Source organism: Moorena sp. SIO3I8, assembly GCF_010692325.1.
In the GTDB taxonomy this organism is placed as follows: Bacteria; Cyanobacteriota; Cyanobacteriia; order Cyanobacteriales; family Coleofasciculaceae; genus Moorena.
The window spans coordinates 79516-100637 of sequence record NZ_JAAHHW010000001.1; the positions used below are offsets into that span (position 1 = coordinate 79516).

Sequence of the window (21122 nt, forward strand, 5' to 3'; positions counted from 1 at the left end):
ATTACCACCTAACAATAACAAAACCCCTAAGACTTTAAGCGCAGGAATCAAAATAAGTTGCTAATAACTTTAGCTGAGCTATTTTAAGATTTGGGGAATTTTTGGATGTTGGCAGAAAGTGCAGCAAAAAAACCCTAAGCCCGAAGGAACGGCTCAGGGTGGTAATTAAATTTCATCTACTTCTTTTAACTCCACCATTTCTGCCACTGTATCCGGAAAACAGAAACTCAAATAGTCCTTTTCCTATTCCCGTCCTACCCTGCACCGAAGCGCTAGCGCGTCTATGGGCTTTTGCAGTTTCATCAAGAACCATTAGCCCCATAAAGCACACGAGCATTATCACACAAAATCCCCATAGCAACTGACTCCGCCTCCTTAGCAGTCAAATCCCCATCCTGAATCGCTCCCTCCAAAACCTGTGCCAATACTATCCGTGCCCACTTGGCTCCCAAGTAATATAATTCCGGGATATTGTGAGCATCAGAAGAATACATCAGTTTACTGGTTGGCACAAATTCCAATAACTGCTGCGCCACGCTACGCATCCCAGCTACACTTAAAAAAGGCACCGCTAACCCGAAATCTAAATATACTTGAGGATAGACGGCTGCTAGATAACCGGCTTCTTGGGTATAGGGATAAGAGCCATGCAGTAGGACAATCGGAGCGTTACGGAAGCGTTGGTCTTCCAAAAGCGAACGCATATAAACTGGATTAGCCAGCGGTAAGTCTAAATCTGGGTCACCAAACCCTGTATGAAACTGCACAGGTATTCCATGTTTAGCTGCAATTTCTAGCGCTTGGGTAATCAAAAAATCAATTAAAGGCTTATCTACCAGCCGCAAGGGTTTTCCCCTCAAGACTTCTTGCTTGAAGGCATCAAAACATTCCTGAGCTACCTCCTGTGGTATCAGTTGGATATCCAAACCTGTACGATAGGCAGCAACACTCTTGAAGCCTACCACTTCTGGTAGGGGTGGGTCAATGTTGTAGCGGAAAGTTTCTAGGAAGGTAGCAAAGTCATCTATCTCACGGATTAGATTTTCTGCTAGATATTCCAAACGAAGGATCTGCTTTACTGGCACAAATTATTCATGCCATTCTCTAGGAATAATCTCATTTGGCAGAAAACCATCATCTAAGAAAATTGCTTCTAGTTGAGATGATTTAAAACACTCCTGGGTGATTTTTTTCAAGCCCAATTTCTGGCGACGTTCAAGAATTGCCTCTTCCTCTGGTTCACAGTCTAAGAGTTGGGAAATATCCCGAAGGCTTCGTTTGTAGAAAAGGCGGTGACGGGCATGATGATTAATGATATCAGGGTCATAGGCTTCACTGAAGAAGGCAGGATAGGAATAATTCGCAGCAGCTTCAGGAGTTAGCAGGTTGTGAGCGTGTTGGTCAATAGCGGTGATAGTCCACAGCTTAATAATTTCACATTATTAGATGCTAGAGATAATTGTCTGGTAGTTAACGTAAAAAAAAGTTTATTGAACTACGAAGGCAGGAAGTACCCGAAGACCCCTAGGGTCTGTTTGGAGGATTGGTAGCGATCGCTTTAGTTGTTGGTGGGGTAAACCATTTGGATGGTGATACCTCTAACTGTGTATTTGGTAACTGTGTCTTTGCTAAGATTGCTGGTAATATTATGACAGTAATCCCTAATTTTAATTCAACTAGAATACTGCTTAACCACCAAAGATGAAAAATTTCCCGTTTAAAGTAGTAGTATCCCTAGCTACTTTGCTCACGACAAGTATGGCTAGTGGTAATGCTCAAAGTGTCGTTGCTCAGATGGATTTTGACCGCCGTAACGCCTCGACAGAGAAACTTGTGGCACAAGGGAGAATAATCAATGAGTTGTGGCAACAAGCCAGTCAGTTACGAGGAATTGGTAAGTATAGTGAAGAGATAACGATACGGTCGCAGATTGTAAAACTTCAGCCAGACTCTTTCTTAGCTTGGTATTGGCGAGGGGATACGTTGAGTAGCTTGGGCAAGTACGAAGCCGCGATCGCTTCCTATGATCAAGCGATTAAAATTAAGCCCAATTACCTTTTAGCGTGGTTTGAGAAAGGCAAGGCAAACCATGAACTCAAACGATACGATGCGGTGATTACTGCCTGGAAGCAAGCACTTTCAATTCAAGCCACATCAGAATTTGAACAGCAGTTGGTACAGACAATTATTCCTAAAAAAATTGCCAGTGTGCTGCTTTATGATTTAAAACGGTATTCTGAGGCGATCGCATTCTACAACCAAGTACTGGAACTGGATGCCAAGGCTGCTTCAATTTGGATTGACCGAGGCACGGCTTTTTACAAACTTGGTCGATATGAAAAAGCAATCACGGATTTTGACAAGGCGATTCAACTTGATGCTCGAAACTCTTTGGCTTGGAAACAGCGAGGATTTGCCCTCTATCGCATCGGTCACTACGAACATGCGATCGCTTCCTTTAAAAAAGCAGCAAAATACGAGCCTGACGATGTGGAAGTAGCTGGATTACTGACAGTTTTACAAACTTCAGGAGAATCTCAAAGGGAGTTACAAACCTCACAGCAAAGACTCGTTGCGGTTCGCACTGAGATCAGCACGGCTGAAGAAAAACTCCTTCTCCTTAGCAGTGAAACCCAGGCAGCAACAGCACAGCTTGAATCTTCTCAAGCCCAAGTGCGTCAATCTCAGCAGCAGTTAGTGGCTCTCAGAGACAAAATTAAAACCGCACAGTCACAACTAGAATCTTCTCAAGCCCAAGTGCGTCAATCTCAGCAGCAGTTAGTCGCTTTCAGAGGCAAAATTAAAACCGCACAGTCACAACTAGAATCCTCTCAAGTAAAAGTGCGTCAATCTCAGCAACAGTTAGTGGCTCTCAGAGGCGAAATTAAAACTACCCAAGAACGGTTTAAATCCTTCAAGGCAGAACGCCAAAGTTTAGACCAGAAACTAGTGGGTATGCGAGGGGAAATCAAAACTTCCCAAGAACGGCTAGAAGCCTCTCGCCGTGAACAACGAGGCTTAGACCAGAAACTAGTGGCTGTGGGAGGGGCAATCAAAACTTCCCAAGAACGGCTAGAAGCCTCTCGCCGTGAACAACGAAGCTTAGACCAGAAACTAGTGGCTGTGGGAGGGGCAATCAAAACTTCCCAAGAACGGCTAGAAGCCTCTCGCCGTGAACAACGAGGTTTAGACCAGAAACTAGTGGCTGTGGGAGGGGAAATCAAAACTTCCCAAGAACGGCTAGAAGCCTCTCGCCGTGAACAACGAGGTTTAGACCAGAAACTAGTGGCTGTGCGAGGGGAAATCAAAACTTCCCAAGAACGGCTAGAAGCCTCTCGCCGTGAACAACGAGGTTTAGACCAGAAACTAGTGGCTGTGCGAGGGGAAATCAAAACCCTACAACAACAACGAAACACTTTCCGCACTGAAGTACAGACATCACAAGAACGTTTCGTTGCTCTTCGAGGAGAAATACGCAGTTTGGAAGAGAAAATAAATGTATCTCAGGGAAAATTACGTCAATTAAACGATAAAAAGCAAGTTGCAGCCGAGAATCTACGTGTTGCAGAAATTCAGTACTGTGGTTTACAAAAAAAGCTGAGTGAATTGGAGTTAGGAATAAGCGGAATCAGGGGGACACAACAGGCATCATACAAAGTGAAACGTTACCCTCTTGCCAATTAAAGATAGGGACGGTTGCGATTAGATCAAGTGTAAGCATTCAGCCGTCAGCTATCAGCGTGTCGCGTATCAGCTAATGGGCTACGCCCACGCTACACCGAACAGCTAAAGGTCTGTGGCCACGCTACGCGAACAGTTTATGCCCATAGCTTAGGCTACTAATGGTGCTTGTGAATAAAATAAGCTGACGGCTGACGGCTGATAGCTGAATGCTTACGATCAAGTGGGATTTTTTATCCTATCACGTCCCCTTTCTAATTTAAAATATAAACAAGTATGCCTAAGCATTCAGCTATCAGCTTTAAGCTTCTGCTAGCTGTTCGGTGTAGCGTGCGCGTAGCGCATTAGCTGACGGCTGAATGCTTACCAATATCAATTGATTCAATATCGCTCTAATAAAAGCTCGACTTCCTCCTCCAACTCAAAATCTTTCATTGCCTCCCACTCGGCTTTCCTTACCGCTAGATAGGCTTGAGCCAATTCTACTCCTAAGGCATCCAAAAGTACTTGATCAGCACTTAAGTTACCAATCGCTTCCCCTAAATTAGTTGGCAATAACTCAATACCCCTCTGACTACGTTCTAATTCTGTCAAATGTCCTGGATCTACCGCTACGGCTTCTCCCAATTCCAAACTGTTACGAATTCCATCCAAGCCAGCCGCAATTACTGCTCCCAAGGCTAGATAAGGATTAGAAGAAGCATCAACAGTTTTCAGTTCAAAATTGGTTGGACTCTCACCGTCTGGGTTACTCGGTACCCTGACCGCAGCCTCTCGGTTATCGATTCCCCAACAACGGAACGCGCCACTCCAACAATGAGGGCGAATCCGTCGATAGGAATTAGTACTGGGTGTGGTTAGTGCCATTAAAGCAGGTAAATGGTGTAAAATTCCAGCAATAAACTGACAGGCGACTTTGGAAAGTCCCCCATCCCCTTCTGGATTGAGTAACAGGTTTTTGCCATCCCGCCATAGGCTGAGGTGGAGGTGACAACCATTACCAGCTTGGTCAGCTAGGATTTTGGGCAGAAATGAGGCAACCAGGTGATGTTGAAATGCGATCGCTTTTACTGTCTCCCGAAAGGCTATTTGTTGATCTGCCGCTGGTAGGGCTTGGGTGTATAGTATAGAAATTTCCTGTTGACCAGGACCACATTCTGGGTAATACTGCTCTACGGGCATGCCTTGCTCGACCAAGGCTTCAGCAATGTGGTCAATCACCTGCTGATGTTGATCCATTGCCAGCGTCGAGGCAAATACGGTATTGTCTACCGGTAGAATACCCTCAGGGGTTGGCTGCAGCAGGTAAAACTCATTTTCAAATGCAGCAACTACTTGTAAGCCCTCACTTTCCGCTTCTGCTACCATCCTTTTGAGGAAGTTTCGGGGACAATACGGCCATGGGCTACCATTGTTGACCATATCCCCAAACACACGGGCATGACCAGGAGCATAGGGTAAGGGGGTTAAGGTTTCCCAATCCGGTACTAAGCGGATTTCACCGATGGGTCCCAAGCCACTGCCTGGGACTGGGACATCATACATCACCGGTAGAGCTTGCTGGGCTGCTGAAATGCCCACACCGTGCTTGAGGTAGTCTGGTAAGGTTTTCCAGTGGACTGCTTTACCACGGATGATGTTAGCATTGTCGCACCAGAGGATACGCACAAATCGAATACCTAGTTCATCTATAGTGTTCAGGATTTTATTTTTCATTAAAAATTTTTTTTAAGTTATTAGTTTTTGTGGTTTTTAACTAGTAGCAAATATCCTCTCCAAAATCTAGACTCAGTATAGAATAATTAATAATTAATGGTTACTATTGTTACTAGTTAATGGTTACAGGACTTAAGCATAAACCCGGTTTCTTAATATAATTACTCGATTTCAGCCTTTGATTTATAACCAGAAACCCGGTTTGAAGGGTCTTGGTGCGTTAGTGCTGATTACTGATACTACTGATAATGAGGTGCATTGATGACATAGCACTTTCTTGCCCCTCATCCTACTAATACCACTATTACCCATCATCCCCCTATTCTTGACCTCCTTACTACCAAGGTCAAGACGTATCGGTCAGGGATAAAGCTGAGATGGGAATGCTCAAACTGCTATCTTGGAATGTGTCAACTTGTCCATCCTGGAACGACTGAAGACTATGACACGAAAGATTATCCGTACCCCCAATGCCCCAGCACCCGTAGGACCATACAATCAAGCGATCGCAGTCAGCGGTCAAATGATTTTTGTCGCTGGTCAAATTCCCCTTGACCCTAGCACCGGTGAGATTGTTGGTGGTAATGATGTCGCCAAGCAGACAGAACAGGTAATGGCTAATCTTGAAGCTATCCTAGTCGCTGCTGGAGCTAAAATCCCGGACATAGTCAAAACCACGGTATTTCTGGCAGATATGAATGATTTTGCGACAGTAAATCAGATCTATGCCAAATACTTTAACGAGGAAGAGGCTCCAGCTCGTGCCTGTGTTGAGGTTTCCCGACTACCTAAGGATGTTTTAGTCGAGATTGAATGCATTGCTGTGATTTAGGGCTTGTCTGTCTTAATCTATACAGAAAAATCAATGGTATTTATCTAATCGATTCGATATTGAATTTGGAATTTGGCGATCGCTCAGTAATCATGCCTATAATCATGCCCATTTGCGAAACGAGCTCTCTGGGAGATCGCTACCCAAATACCTTGGAGAATTTACTTTGCAGACAAGCCCTATTCTCTATGCAGTTTCCTTCATTATGGAGAGATTTTATAGTCCGAATTGCAATTGTAAAAACTTAGTTTTGTCAAGTACAATTTATACCAAATCACTGGGATTACCCTAACATTTATAACCGTCGCAGTGATCCCATAACTATCTCTTTCTCTAACTACAGAGCCTACCCCATCACCCTTAGCGAAAGTGGACTGAGCGCTTTCAGAGAAATAAATTGACGGATTAGAAGAAGTCGTTAAACCTCAAGGGGTGGAAATCACAGGTACGATTTTTGACATCAAAAATGACAAGAGTAAGTTTGTGTCGAAAAATCAACCATGGTTGATTTTTTTTTGCTCATGATTCTTATTTTAATTTATGTAAATCTTAATACTACATATGGAAGTGGGTAATGTGGGTTATAACAATCAACAATTCTGGATTAAAATACAATCCATACACAGGATGGAAACCATGAGATATTTCATTTTGATTTGGCTCGGGCAATTAGTTTCCCTAATAGGCTCTGGGCTAACGCGCTTCGCCTTAGGAGTCTGGGTTTATCAAAGTACGCAGTCTGTCACATTGTTTACCCTAATCACTCTATGCAATACACTTCCGTTGATTGTAATTACTCCTCTAGCAGGCTCTCTTGTAGATCGCTGGCCCCGCCGTTGGGTGATGATTCTCAGCGATTCTGGTAATTGTATTTGTACCTTAGGAATTGCAATTCTGCTTGTAAACAACAGCTTGAGCATTTATTATGTTTACCTTTTAACAGCAATAAACTGTGTACTCAATACATTTCAGTGGCCTGCCTATGCGGCAGCCACAACTCTTTTGGTTCCCCACGATCAGCTCAGTCGAGCCAGCGGTATGACCCAGGTAGCAGAAGCGATCGGACAGCTGTTTTGCCCTGTATTAGCTGCGGTATTGCTGGTTAGTATTGGACTACAGGGGATTATTGCCATTGACTTGATTACGTTTAGTTTTGCTTTGCTAACGTTGCTGCTGGTTCGCTTTCCAGAACCCAAGAACGTCGATTTGAGTTTAAATATTAGCATTAAAGCTTTGCTTGGGTAATTTTTTAATGGCTGGAATTATATAGCCATGCGACCAGGGTTATTAAGCCTGCTTGTTTTTTTTGCCACCTGTAATTTTTTGATTGGCTTTATTGCAGTTTTGTTTGCGCCTCTAGTTTTATCCTTGTTCTCAACGGTCGCCTTTGGTTGGATCGAATCCATTGGGGGAATGGGAATGGTGTTAGGTAGTTTGACATTGATTGTCTGGTCGGGAACAAAACGATATATCGATACTATGTTCGTGCTATTTTTGGCGCTCGCTTTATCTGTAATTGTAACGGGATGCCATAGTTCAATTCTTTTGCTGGCGATCGCGAATTTTGCGCTTTATTTCTGTGCGCCAATTATCTTTAGTTGCAGTCAGGTCATTTGGCAACAAAAGGTTCCCCCTGAACTCCAGGGAAGGGTATTTGCGCTAAGACGTATGGTAGCCCGTTCCTGTATTCCTCTGGCCGCCCTTATAGCAGGTCCTTTAGACGAACTTGTCTTTGAACCCCTTATGGCGGTTAATGGACAATTAGCCAATAGCCTCGGTAAAATTATAGGTACTGGAACTGGCCGAGGTATTGACTTGATTTTTATTGTGGTGGGGATCTTGATTGTGATGATAACCATTGGCGCTTATCAGTATCCGCGATTGCGGTTTATTGAAGATGAACTTCCCGATGCGATCCCCACCCCCGAATCCGCTACTGGTTCAGCCTAATTAACTTGAATCAGCTCAATCCCTTACCAATTAAAGGCTTGAATGATTTTTACCCCATCGTATCAAACTGACGGTGTAAAGCTTTCGAGCTTCCATTGAACTGGATGCTCTCCAGTGCCCCGAATCCTCACTTTTCTGATAAACAAGCATCTGGCTGAGCAATCATTTGTTGGAGTACCTGCTGGAATTTGCTGATGATTTGTTCGACCATCACCGAATCAAAACGCGCACTGCCGTAAAAAAAGGTTCCACTCAGTCCCCCATGCTCCGCTGATGTTGAGGAGAGATGGGTTTTGGTATTTTCCCAGAGGTGCAGTCCTAGTTCGTAGCGACTGGTTTTGATGGGGTACTTCAATGACTCCATCTCTAAATTGGGGAAGGCGAGGGGTTTGAGGCTAAATCCGTGGTACGCCAGCAGGAAGTGGGCAAGGGGATTGCGGGCATCGGGTTCTGGAAACGGCAGATCGGGGAGCAGTTGGTTAAAAGGAACCTGGGGGTGGGCATAGGCTTGAACAGTCACCGCTCGAATTCGGGACAAAATAGTGCGGTAGGTTGGGTTTCCTCGCAAATCAATGGGGAGTACAAGAACGTTTACTAAAAGTCCCATCAAGCCCTCCAGGTCGCTCCGATCCCGATTGGCTGTTGGTGTGGCAATTACCAGCTTCTCAACTTGAAAATAACGATGAAGACAAATGCTAAATACTGCTAACAGCACCATAAATAGCGTTACCCGTTGGCTTTGGGCGAAGGTTTGGAGAGCGATTGTTTGAGTCCTATCAATGCGAACATCAAGGCTACCTCCATTATGACTGTTGTTAAGGTCTCGATTCCGCACAGGAGGCAAGGTCAAATCAGGCAGATTCTGAAACGTCCGCCGCCAATAAGCTGTAGCTTCAGCCAGACGAGTACCCTTGAACTCAGAGGTCAGTTCCCGAACAAAGTCCTGATAGCGCAGCCCCAATGGCGATAAAGGAGCTGGAAGCCCCTTACAAAATGCATCATAAACTTGACTTAACTCCTCGTAAAAAATTCCCATGGACCACCCATCAACAATAATGTTATGTAGATTGAATAAAACAATCCAGTCATGGGAAGATAGCCGCAATAATAGCGTCCGAAATAACGGACCGCAGGACAAATCAAAAGGAGTTTCCAGTTCCTGTACCAAATAATTTTGGGACAAAGATTGGCGCTGTGAAGGCGGAAAAGATTCCAAGTCCAGAACGGTCAGCGCCGCCTTCATAGAAGTGAGCACCTGCAAAACCTGCTGCTGTACCACAGTAAAAGTTATCCTCAGAACTTCCTGTCGCTCCACCAGATAATCCAAAGAACGGCGAAAAGCCACAAGATTCAGTTCACCACGAAATCGAATCGCCCCAGGGATAATATATACAGGTCGCCCCTTGCAGCCCTGTTCCATCCGCCATAATCTTTCCTGTGCCGGAGTAAGGGGCAAAAATTTTTTCTGTTCTCGTTTCAATAAGTTGAGCAACCGTTCTCTTTTATCATCCATAATTAAGCTAACACGCATCTAAATTGAAGGCTACCAACTTAAGCCGGGACAGCCAATGGTGCAAGGCTTCCAGCTCTCAGGGATAGAGGCCATTCCCTAGGCCGAATTTGTCCCTGGTTACGTTGGTAGCCTGACAGCTTACCACCGCTTCCCCTAACTCAACCGACCGAGCATGGCTTCCACTTCCTCATCGCTGAGGTTGTAAACCTGCTGACGCAGAAACATTTCCTCAACATCCTGGCTCTGGTTTGGAGGTTGATCAATTACGGGCTTATTCTGGGTTTGAATGGCCTTCGCTAATTCTGCGGCTGTGGAATAGTCAAACAGAGCATCGGGACCCAAATCGACACCAAAAATATCTCGAATGCGGGACGTCACCATAATTGCTTGCAAAGAATCACCATTGAGTTCGAAGAAGTCGTCCTCAAGTCCAATATTCTTCACCCCAAGCACTTGACAAAATATCTCAACCACTTTTGCTCCGGTATCCGCTGAAATCCCTTGTTGGGATTCAAACGAACCTTGGACCGTCTCAGTTCCCTCCACTCTGTGAGATTGCCATTGGGCTGCCGTAAATTCCCGCAGTTCAGGCAAAGCGCTTTCCTTGAAACGCACCATTGTCTTCGCTTTGTTCTGGGCCCGAACCCCGGCAAAATCCTGGGTAGACACTAGAACCTGGGGTAAGGATTGGTTGAGGATGCGTCGGAAGGCTTCAGCTCCTTCAACTCCACTCATCCCCTGACGCAGCTCAGGATGAAGATCTGGAGGGGCAACGGGACTTGATGAAGTCTCGTAAACTTCAGCGGTCACTTTCTTCAAGGTAAAACCTTCAATGCTGGCACAAGTCGCACCCGTAGAATCTAGCAACAAAATGTCCACAGAGAGAGTTGCCGCACCCGATTGGCCCTTATCTAAATAACGGGCATAGGCTGTTATTTGCTGGGGCAGGGGGTGATAGAGTCGCAGTTTCTTATAGCTAAAGGGCAAATAAAAAGCCTCAGGAGTCGAAGCAAAGCTCGTCGCCAAATCCAACATGGCCGGATGGAGATGGTAATGCTCCAAATCCTTTTTATATTCGTCGGGCAAGATAACTTCTGTCAAGGCTTGGTTCTGCCCAACAAAGATATTCGACATTGATTTGTACCAACGCGGACCCACACAAACATCACCAAAACATTTTAGTTCCTTTATGCTTGCCGCAACTCCCATCTCTCTGGGCCGCTCCTGAGTAAGAGACCGCTTTAAAGCTTCCAGATTATATGCTATGGTTTTGTTATCCTCTGGCAATAGGGTAACCAGATTTCCCCGAGCATTTTCATACCAACCTGTCTCGGGCTCCAAACTAAAGATAGTGAAGTCGCAAGCCGTTTCCCTTTCTTCAAGGACAATTCTTACTTCCTTGTGGGTAGATTCGGGAACTAATAGGGGTTCCAGGAAATAAACCCCCCGCAGCTCCACGCTGGTGCAGGGTTGCCAATCCTGATAAGCTGCCCGAGCAAGCTCCAGAAAACCGGTACCCGGCACTAGGGGGCGATCGCCCAATCGGTGTTCGGCCACAATCCAATGGCGTTGGGTGGAAAGCCTAGCATGATAAACTCTTCGCCCAGGTCCAGCATCTACGCAATATTCAAAGAGGGGATGGTTAACCCAGGTTTGGCGAGGTGCCGCAATGCTCGAATCCATCAGCAGGCGCATGGCAGCCCCCGCTTCGCTCCAAATCCCCCAGTTTATAGAACAAACAAAAGTATCGCTCTGTGAGTTCATTCGATGGGCAAAAACATCCTGAAAAGCATTAGCTGCACAGTAGTCTGCTTGCGCATAAAGCCCAATGGTAGAAGCAAGAGAAGAACTCATGACGAAGAAATCTCGCTGGGGATTATCGGTCAATTCAAACAGAAACTGAGTTCCCCATACCTTAGGTTGAAACACCCGATGGGTCTTTTCCGGGGTTTCCAGCTGCATCAAGCCATCGTCCAGAACCATAGCGCAATTGATGACTCCATTGATGGCACCGAAGTGAGTTTCAACTGCGGCAATTTGGGTTTTGAGAGCATCGCGATCGCCGATATCGGCGGTCAAAACCTGCACCTGGCCTCCAAGCTGCTCGATCTCCAGAAGGCGACGTATGCGATGGCGGGTAATTTCTTCTGGATCTGCCTCCCTATCCCAAGCTTCCCCAGCTCGCGCCGGAAACTGGGCTATAATCAGGGCTGTATCCGTTGCGGCTTGGTTCTTGGAATCTTGAGGTAAGCTTTCCACCAGAGCGAATCCTTGCTCCCTCAAAAGAGTTTCCCAAGTGGATTGGCTTAAGAGAGGCGAACGCTGACGAAGATGCCGATCTTCAAACTGCCACCAGCCTTTGGACAAACCCCAAACCATATCTACCCAAGGTGGGGTGTGAGTGGCCTCCACTAGTACGAGGGTTCCACTAGGAACCAGGAGGGACTGGAGATTGAAGAGGGTACTCTCAATCTGAGGGGTTGCATGAACCACATTGAGGGCCAAAATTATGTCAAAATGACCTAATTTAAAGCCCCAATCCAGAGGATTGTCAGAAATATCAAACACCTTAGTTTCGATGAAATCAAATCCCCATTCTTGGCTGCGTTGTTTGAGCTGTTCTACGAAGGTAGGACTGATATCCGTAGCCCAGTACTCGCACTCAACCCCCTCTAACTGCTTCAAAGCTGAGGCTACTACCTCGGTAAGCAAGCCATTGCCTGCACCCACTTCGAGAATGCGTAGAGGACGCCCTTGCTGCTGGGAAGCCAGCTTGGCTACCAATTCTGCTGCCACCTGACGATAGATGGGTTCCCTACTGTGTTCAATGGTGTTTTCCATGGTTTTGGCTAAAAAGTCGGAGCGTCCTTCAGGGTAAAGCACGCTAATAGCCGGAATCTTTCCAGTCAAGGCAGCAGAGTAATGGATCGCACAATGGTCTAAGAGTTCAACCAAACCCCGAAAATCTGGATAATGACGACGCAGGTTTGCACTTAGCTCTTCGGGTTCCTTGACCCGATCTGCCTTAGCTCCGAGGTAATAGAGACCATCCTTATAGCTAATAATTTCTGCTGCCATTAGTAAGTCGAGGATATAAAGAACGCATCCCTCTAACTCCGGCAAAACCCTTAGGCTTTCCAAAATAGCTTTATACGAAAGACTTTGGGAAGAATCGGTTTGTACAAAGGCAGTCTTTACATAATTGAACCCATGGGCGCAGCACAAGTCCGTTAATTTTTCGGTCAATCCTGGATAATCGGAGATTGCTGCAATAGCTAGTTGATCAGAAAGCTTAGCTTCAACCTTTCGCAATTCCTCAATCGAGGAACTTAAATCCGGCAACCGCTTCTGCTTCAAAATTCCTTCCCAGGAATCCCGATCAGGAAATGACGAGCGGGTGAGGAGAGCAATTTTCCCTGCGTAGTACTTTGCCAGGAAGGTAGCCAGGGTAAGTCCAACTCCCCCTAGTCCTCCTGCAATCAGGTAAACCCCACCCTGTCTCAGTCGGGGTTCGGTTCGATCGTTGCTGCTCTCTGGGAGCTGCAGCGATTTGTAGGTTCGTGCCAACCGAGTTTCTTCCCGATAGGCAATGACTGCATCCTCCTCAGGGGCAACCGCTTCCGCCAAAATCCGATCGAGAAGGTTTTGTCTCTGAAGTTGGTTTTTTGGTAGCTCTATATCAAGACTGCGGCAGTTGATTTTGGCATATTCTTGGGGAATGACTAGGGCAGGACCAAGAAGAAGTGCTTTAGCTGGACAAGGTAGATCGCTTGGTTCAATTCCATGAAGATTTGTGGATATAATAGTTAAATTTGCTGTTGCTTGGGGACCTAATGCTTGTACCAAAAAAAGGAGGGAGTTAAAGACAACCTCTGGGTTGGGTTCTGTTTCAGGAGCAGTAACAGACCCAAAGTGGCAAATCTGTTGAGGGGTGCTATGACGTTGCTCCAAAATTTGGAACAGATCCCGATAGTGTTGGGCTCTATCGGGGTTCAGGCAATAGTCCCAATCTGAGAGGGCTTTAAATTCAGCACCTGGTTGAAGTTTTACCGTAGCCACCCCGATTTCAGCTTCCCGCAGATATCGGGCGAAACCCTCTCCAATGCTGCAATCATCCAAAAACAGCAACCAGAACTCTCCCCGTTGGGCGATGGTAGCAGGGCTAACAGGGGCTAAGGGCAGCTTCTGCTCCCAGTGAGGCCGATAGAACCATCCTCCCAGATCAGGCTGTTTGGATAGGGGGAAAGGGGTAATCGGTTTTGCTATGGGAGTAGGAACCGATTTAGCAACAATCGGACCAGCCGGTTTAGCCCAATAGCGTTGGCGATCGAAGGGATAGGTGGGAAGAGGCACTCGCCTTGGGGCTGCGTCACCCTGGAAAGCAGCCCAATCAATGGAACTGCCTCCACACCAAGCCTGAGCCAGAATATGACCGATGACTTCTTCACTGTCCTGAGGAAGGCATCCGACGCTGAAAACCTCAATTCCAGGAGAGTCATCCACAAGAACCGTCGGTCCGAGATAAATCGGTAATTGTTCCGGGGTCAGGGAAAATTGGGAAGTTGCCTGAGAGGATGGCTGTTGACTCCAAGAGTTCAGTCCTCCTCTTGAGCCATAATGATTGCTTGAGATCGGTCGAGGCAAACTAGCTCTGGTGCCACGTTGTTCAATTTTGCAGGCAGCAGTTGCGAGGTTTTACTGTCAGTAATAATGATCTCAAGCTCTGTATCTTGCACGATAAAACGGATTCGGGCTGCTGGATCTTCTGGGTTGAGAGGAACATAGCATGCACCAGCCTTAAGAATTGCAAGTTGGGCAATAATGCTGTCGATTCCACGTTCAAGGTAGATCCCGATCGGCATTTCTGGTTTCACACCCAGGGTTTTCAAATATCGAGCCAGCTGATTGGCCTTGACGTTCAGTGCCTCGTAGGAAAGTATCTGTTGGCCATATATTAGTGCAACTGCTTCTGCTTTTTCTTTAGCTTTGATTTCAAATAATTCGTGGACTGTCTTCTCGCGTGGGTATGGAATCTGGAAATTGTTAAGCCCCGCACCTATCAGTTCCATCTGTTCAGACGCCTCTAGGATTGGCACCTGCTGAATACTTTGACTCGAATCGATGCTTAGAGATTGCAGCAGAGTTACAAAGTTATTTGTTAATCCCTCGATTGTTGATGACTTAAACAGATCGGTGTTGTAAACTATATAGCCAGTTAATCCATCTTCAACCTGGAACAAATGTATCTCCAGATCAAAGCGTGCAGTGTATTCTTCAAAGGTTTCCAATGCGACATTGAGACCTGGCAAGATTGGTGGCTCCATTGGCGCGTTCTGAAGAGCAAAAATTACTTGCACTAGCGGATTTTGGCTGCTGTCTCTTTCTGGGGCAAGAGCCTCAACCACTTGCTCAAAAGGAAAGTCCTGGCGTGCATAAGCTGAAAGCGAGACCTGGCGTACCTGTTGCAACAAATCTGTTAAAGTCATGTCTCCAGAAACGTGGCAACGAAGTATTAGCGTGTTGACGAAGAAGCCAATGAGATGCTCGATTTCACGGCGGTTGCGGTTGGCAATTGGTGTTGCAATGGCTAGGTCTTCCTGACCTGAGTATCGATAGAGCAGAAGGAAAAAGGCCGCTACCAAAGTCATGAAGAGAGTTACACCGTGATCACGACTTAGCCTTTGGAGAGATGTTGTTATCTCGGGCTTAAGGCCAAACTGCACCGCTTTACCAACAAAGCTTTGAACCGCTGGACGTGGATAATCTTTAGGCAATTGTAAGGGAACAAGTCCTGCTAATTGGTCTTTCCAGTAAGCCAGCTGACTCTCCCGTACCTTACCCTGTAGCCAGGCCTGCTGACCTACAGTGAAATCAGTGTAACGAATTGGCAGTTCAGGAAGGTGCAACGCCTCTGCTGTTGTAGCTGCATGGTAGTACTGACCAAGTTCGCGGTTAAACACCCCAATCGACCACCCGTCGGCTATGATATGATGCAGATTGACGAAGAAAATGCGTTCCTCATCTGTGAGTCGAACCAGTGTAAAGCGAAAAAGTGGTCCGTTGTTGAGATCGAAATGCCAGAGATATTCGGTCTTCGCTATCTCTACAATTTTTGTTTGGGTCTCACTATCCCCCATACCTGTGAGGTCAATAATGTTAAGCCCTACTTCCACCGATGTCTCTATCCTTTGCACTGGATAGCCATTGACAACAGGGAAACTGGTACGTAGCGATTCTTGACGCTCAACAATGGTATTTAGGGCATTTGCTAAGATCTCCTCATTAAGGAATCCTTCAATGCGATAGGCGATCGGAATGTTGTAAGCTGGGTTGCCCGGAGCGAAATTGTTAAGAAACCAAAGACGTCCTTGAGCAAAGGAGAGGGGTACATCGCCCTCTCGCGAAACGGGAAAAATCTGGGGTAGGACCTCGGCAGGAGCACGGCGCATAGCTGCGATCCGGTCACTCAGTTGTGCTATTGTTCGAGCTTCAAACAGAGCTGATAATTGCAGTTCGACCGAGAATACTTTACGAATACGAAAGATAGCTTGGGTTGCTCGGAGGGAGTGCCCGCCGATTTCAAAGAAGTCCTCATGCAAACTGACCGACTCTAACCCAAGCACTTCGCACCAGATCGCCTGAAGAATTTCCTGTTCAGGAGTGTTCAGTTTTGTTGCTAGAGGCTCTTGAGTTAACAGCATTTCGGCCTGTGAATCCTCTAAGATATTACCGATAGGGTTGCTGGGATAATCTGGGTCTAACGGTACGTAACCTCCATTTGCTTCGGGGGTGCGCTTGTCCTGGTGCTCAAACAACTGGTGGATGGACATATCCTGGGCATAGTCGGCATATGCGTCATTCCACTCCTTCAGCAATTCTCGACCTTCTGGTTCTGTGGAGAGAGGCAACTGTGACAGTGGTGCCTCTGGATTTGCGGCTGCGCCCAATAATAAAGTTTGGAAATGACCCAGCCAGAGCCGAATTGTTTGGGAGTCGAATAGATCGCTATTGTAATCGCACATCACAATCAGCTCGCTGTTTGTCTGAAAAATATCGAAAACCAGATCAAACTTAGCTCCCTTCCCATGATTCGGTGCCAATTCAACTTCCAGACCCCAAAATTCTGGATCGGCGCTAATTTTGTTTAAATTAAATGTAGTTCCAATTAGGGTAGTTCGACTCAGAACGCGCGGTAGCTGTAACTTTTGACTTAAGTCGATAAAAGGATAAATTTGATGGTCGTAACCATTCAAAAACACCTTTTTGACCGTACTAGCATAGTCTTTAAACTTCGGATCGGAACCCACCTTCACGCGCAATGGCAAGAGATCGGCACAGTGACCCACCATATATTCACAACCTGCAGACAGTTGTCCTGCTGTGGGAATGCCTACAACAATGTCGTTCTGATCGCTCAACCGATGTAGCAACAAGATAAATCCAGCTAGCAGCGTTGTAAACAGGGTGCATTGACATTGCCCACTCAGGCTTTTGAGGCGATCGCACAGAGATTTACCCAGTTTCAGAGTTTTGCGATCGCCCCTGTATCGATTGACCAATGGTCTCTGGCGATCGGTGGGCAAATCCAGTACAGGAACGGAATCAGCAAATTGCTGCAACCAATAAGCCTCCGCAGAGGCCATTTCCGGACTTTGCCGCCGAGCCTCAATCCGTCGAACGTACTTGCTATATTGCATGGGTTCCGGCAGATCGTAGGAAACCCCTTGGCACTGCGCTGAATAAATTACACCCAGTTCTCGAAACAAAATTTCCATGGACCAACCATCAACAACCAGGTGATGAAAAGTTAGAACCAAAATATGGTGTTCTTCCGAGAGCTTTACAACCAAAGGGCGGAACAAAGGACCGACTTCAAAATCAAAAGTTTTTCCGGCTTCTTGCACCAAAAACTGGGATACTTCTGGATCGCGCAAGTCATTATCTAAACCAGAAAAGTCCACCAGAGGAATATCTAAGCCCCCGCTCGGAGCAATCCGCTGGTAATCTCCCGTTGGGCTAAAAGTGCTTCTGAGGGCTTCGTGACGATTGACCAATTCCCTGACTGCCTTGCCCATCACCTCCAAATTCAACTGGCCCCGCAAGTGAATCACCATCGATTCGTTGTAAGCTTTGGATGCTCCCTCTGCTATTTTAGAGGCCATCCAGACTGCTTTTTGGGGTTCTGTAAGGGGTAGCTGAACCTCTTTTTTGTCTTCATCACTCGGCTTACTTAGCTTAGATGGCGAACTCGGTAAAAATCCCCCTGCTTGCATATCTTCTATACTTGCTTTTACCGCCCGAATAATCTGTTCGATATCTTCATCGGTATGAGCCGTAGACAAAAGCAGGTTGCGCACTTCCGCCACGTAAATCCCTCGCTCCAGCAAATGATAAAAAAGCAAATTCATCCAGAGGTGCTCCGGGTAAGTAAACCGGAACAATGACCCGAAATGAACTACCTGAATTGGCAACTGCTTTTCCCTGAAGTAATCATTGAGATGGTTGGCTAATTTCGTGGTTTTCTTTGTTAACTCCGCTTGCAGTTGGGGTCCTTGGTCTTTGATGTGGTTGAGAACTGCCCATACAACACTCATTACAAGGGGATTCTTGAAAAAGGTGCCTGCAAAAAACGTGACGTCTGGGGAGGGAGAAGACTGATCTCCATAACTCCAAAATCCACCGTCCAATGCGTCCATAAAACTAGCCTTACCAGCTACTGCTCCAATGGGCAGTCCAGCTCCCAAGGCCTTGCCATAGGCAGTAATATCAGCTTTAATCCCCCACAATGCCTGGATGCCGCCGGGGTGCATCCGAAAACCTGTAATTACCTCATCTATAATCAATGCAACTCCCGTTGAGAGGGTTAATTCTCTGAGCTGGTGCAGGAACTCTCGGGGTTGTAAATCCGGCTTACGACTCTGTACTGGCTCTACTAAAACAGCTGCCAACTCGTGGGCATGAGCTTTGATAATATCCAGAGATTTGGGATTTCCGTAGTCAAGCATTATGACTTGTTCTGCCTTATGCTTTGGAACTCCTAGAAAAGCTGGAATGGTACGGGATGTTCCGTCTTGATTATCTATTTTGCCGACCAACAGCTCGTCTGAATGTCCGTGATAAGAATTAGCAAAAAAAGCAATTTTAGTGCGTCCTGTAGTGGCTCTGGCTATCCTGATTGCTCCCATCACTGCTTCGGTGCCTGAGTTGCAAAAGCAAACCCGCTCTTGACCAGTTAGCTCGCACATTAACTCGGCAACTTTGCTTATAAGATGCGGTTGCGGACCATTTTGGAGCCCTCGTTGAATGTGCTCTTGGATAGCCTCGATAACAAAAGGTGGCGAATGACCAAATAAGAGCGGACCAAACCCCATGGTCAGGTCTATATACTCATTGCCATCAACATCCCAGATTCTCGCACCAGCTCCGCGCTGAATGTGGAGGGGATATATCATCTCCTTGATAGAGCTATCGAACCATTTGGCTGCCCTAGGATTAGCTAATACTTTACGAGCAGCTTGGGTCAATTGTTTTGATTCTTGGGTGCGTTGGACTACTCGAGCTATTAAGCCATCCAAATGTTGTTGCTGCTGGACAGTGAAGCCTGCACCTTCTGATTTCTTGGTTCCCTGTTTAGACACCAGCTTGGAGGAACTAGACCCACTTACTTGAGCCAGTATCACCACCTGTCCCAGGTTATCGTCTGCTTCAACATCTGGCAGTATCGCTACCGAACTAAAACCACTCTCCTGCAAAAGCTGCAGCCATTGCCTTTTATCGATCAGGGGGTGATCCGATCGCAGATCCACATCCGCAAATCGCCACCATCCCTTTAACAACCCAAATGTTAGGTCAACCCACCGTTGTCGATGGGTTCCCTCTAAAAGCACTAAGACTCCCCCTGGTGCTAACAACTGCCTCACATTCGCCAAGGTCTGCCTCATGTTCTGCGTGGCATGCAACACATTTGCTGCTATCACCACATCTTGGCAATGAGGCTCAAATCCCTGCAAGCTGGGGTCTTGTTCAATATCGAGAGCTTGATACTCCACAAACCGATAGTCCCCAAAACGCTCCTGAGCCAATGCAGTGAACAGATCTCCCACATCGGTAAAACAATATTGAGTTCGATCCTCTGGCAGATGGGGTAAGAGGTAACTGGTGGTGCCCCCTGTCCCAGCACCAATTTCCAAGATCCGCAGTTCCCTTTGCTGGGGAGCCCCTGCCACTGCCGTGGTTACCACCTGCTGCACTAGCTTGTTGAACACCTGAGCCCTTGGAGAATCTTGATACAGTTGGGTAGCGGTGCTCGTGTCCCAAGCAGGAAACATCAATTTCACCGGATCCACTGCTCCTCGCAACACTGAACTGAGCTGGGAGCCACAGCGATACAATAACTGCCATTCTGGCAGCTGCTGCAGAGCAGGACTATTCTGTAGGGCAGGGTCATCACACGTCGGCAACGGTTGCAGTACCTGCCATTGACCCTGATGTGGTTTGAGGATTCCTTCCGATGATAAAATCTGTAGCAATCGAACCAACAACCGCTGATGTTGGGGCACAACTCCCAACCGTTGAGCCACCGTAGCTAAACTAATAGACTCTCCCACCTGATAAGACCAACCCAGATTCCTTAGTGCTTGGATTATAAAGGTCAGACTCACCTGTTCCAGTTGTGGTACCAGTTGGGTGATGTAATGGTGTAACTTTTTGTTTTCCACCACCAGTTCCTGCACCTCGGGTTGCAAGCGAGTCGCTATAAAGGCTGGATTAGGTATAAAGTCAGGCGCTTCGACTAACCCTGCACCTTCTGATTTCTCGGTTTTTGGGGACAGTTTTATGCTCTCTGGACGACCCGTTTCCAACTCTAGGCTCTGCTTCTGTAGGCTCTTTTGTTTGTTGCTAGAGGGTTGGGAAGGCAGTCGTGCCTGAGTTGGGGTATTCCCCGAAGAACCGTTGCGTAGCAATTCTAGGTGTTTGGACATCAGCTGAAGCTGCTGGCTCACAACCCGTTCGATCGCCGTTTGAGAAGTTAATGGTCCGTGAGAAGTTAATGGCTCCGATATCTGTTTCGCTAGAGCCCTGCTAGCAGCACCGCCATTTTTACTTGGCTTCTCTTGTTTTTCTAAAGATAAAGACTCGGGTTTTGTCCGTGCCCAGGATAATCGCGTGGCTTCGGGCATTTTTTCGGCGATGTACTCAGACAAGTCATTGATAGTGGAATTATTCTCCAACATCGAGCGAAGTGAAATATTCACTCCTAGTTTTGCTTTAATTGCTCCTGCGATTTCTACAAAGGCAATCGACTCCAGTCCCATCTGGAAAATGTTGGCATGGGAGTCTAATTCCTCTGCGCTTTTACCCACAATTAAGGGGGCAAAAATTTCCTTAAGTATTGCCTGAATATCGCTTTTGAGATGTTGTTCTGACATG

Annotated in this window: 9 protein-coding genes; 4 read left to right on the top strand and 5 right to left on the bottom strand. The window is 46.6% G+C overall.

Annotated elements, in window-relative coordinates:
- Nucleotides 1-302 precede the first annotated feature (302 nt).
- A complete protein-coding gene (locus F6K51_RS00375) occupies nt 303-1085 on the bottom strand; it encodes an amidohydrolase family protein (RefSeq protein ID WP_293017295.1) in 783 nt (260 codons plus the stop codon).
- Between the two features lie 616 nt (nt 1086-1701).
- Here F6K51_RS00375 and F6K51_RS00380 point away from each other — a divergent pair.
- Entirely contained in the window at nt 1702-3684 is a 1983-nt protein-coding gene (locus F6K51_RS00380; RefSeq protein ID WP_293017296.1) for a tetratricopeptide repeat protein, read from the top strand.
- A gap of 378 nt (nt 3685-4062) precedes the next feature.
- Here F6K51_RS00380 and F6K51_RS00385 read toward each other — a convergent pair whose 3' ends face one another.
- Nucleotides 4063-5397, bottom strand: a complete 1335-nt coding sequence (locus F6K51_RS00385) for a glutamine synthetase family protein (protein ID WP_293017297.1) — start codon at nt 5395-5397, stop codon at nt 4063-4065.
- A 400-nt stretch (nt 5398-5797) separates the two neighbouring features.
- Between F6K51_RS00385 and F6K51_RS00390 the strand changes: the two genes are divergently transcribed.
- The 3 genes from F6K51_RS00390 to F6K51_RS00400 all read left to right on the top strand — a co-directional run bounded on the left by F6K51_RS00390 (nt 5798) and on the right by F6K51_RS00400 (nt 8179).
- Entirely contained in the window at nt 5798-6229 is a 432-nt protein-coding gene (locus tag F6K51_RS00390) for a RidA family protein (protein ID WP_293017298.1), read from the top strand.
- Nucleotides 6230-6865: 636 nt separating this feature from the next.
- Nucleotides 6866-7474, top strand: a complete 609-nt coding sequence (locus tag F6K51_RS00395; protein WP_293017299.1) for an MFS transporter — start codon at nt 6866-6868, stop codon at nt 7472-7474.
- A 78-nt stretch (nt 7475-7552) separates the two neighbouring features.
- Complete coding sequence (locus F6K51_RS00400; RefSeq protein ID WP_293017300.1) at nt 7553-8179, top strand: hypothetical protein; 627 nt, start codon at nt 7553-7555, stop codon at nt 8177-8179.
- Nucleotides 8180-8306: 127 nt separating this feature from the next.
- On the opposite strand, the gene F6K51_RS00405 is transcribed toward F6K51_RS00400, so the two are convergent.
- The 3 genes from F6K51_RS00405 to F6K51_RS00415 all read right to left on the bottom strand — a co-directional run bounded on the left by F6K51_RS00405 (nt 8307) and on the right by F6K51_RS00415 (nt 21121).
- Nucleotides 8307-9692, bottom strand: coding sequence for a condensation domain-containing protein (locus tag F6K51_RS00405; protein ID WP_293017301.1), 1386 nt, complete (start codon nt 9690-9692; stop codon nt 8307-8309).
- A 153-nt stretch (nt 9693-9845) separates the two neighbouring features.
- The gene (locus tag F6K51_RS00410) at nt 9846-14336 is read right to left on the bottom strand and encodes a KR domain-containing protein (RefSeq protein WP_293017302.1); all 4491 of its coding nucleotides are present in this window, start codon (nt 14334-14336) and stop codon (nt 9846-9848) included.
- Complete coding sequence (locus F6K51_RS00415; RefSeq protein WP_293017303.1) at nt 14288-21121, bottom strand: aminotransferase class III-fold pyridoxal phosphate-dependent enzyme; 6834 nt, start codon at nt 21119-21121, stop codon at nt 14288-14290. The genes F6K51_RS00410 and F6K51_RS00415 overlap by 49 nt, the downstream gene beginning before the upstream one ends.
- Nucleotide 21122 lies beyond the last annotated feature (1 nt).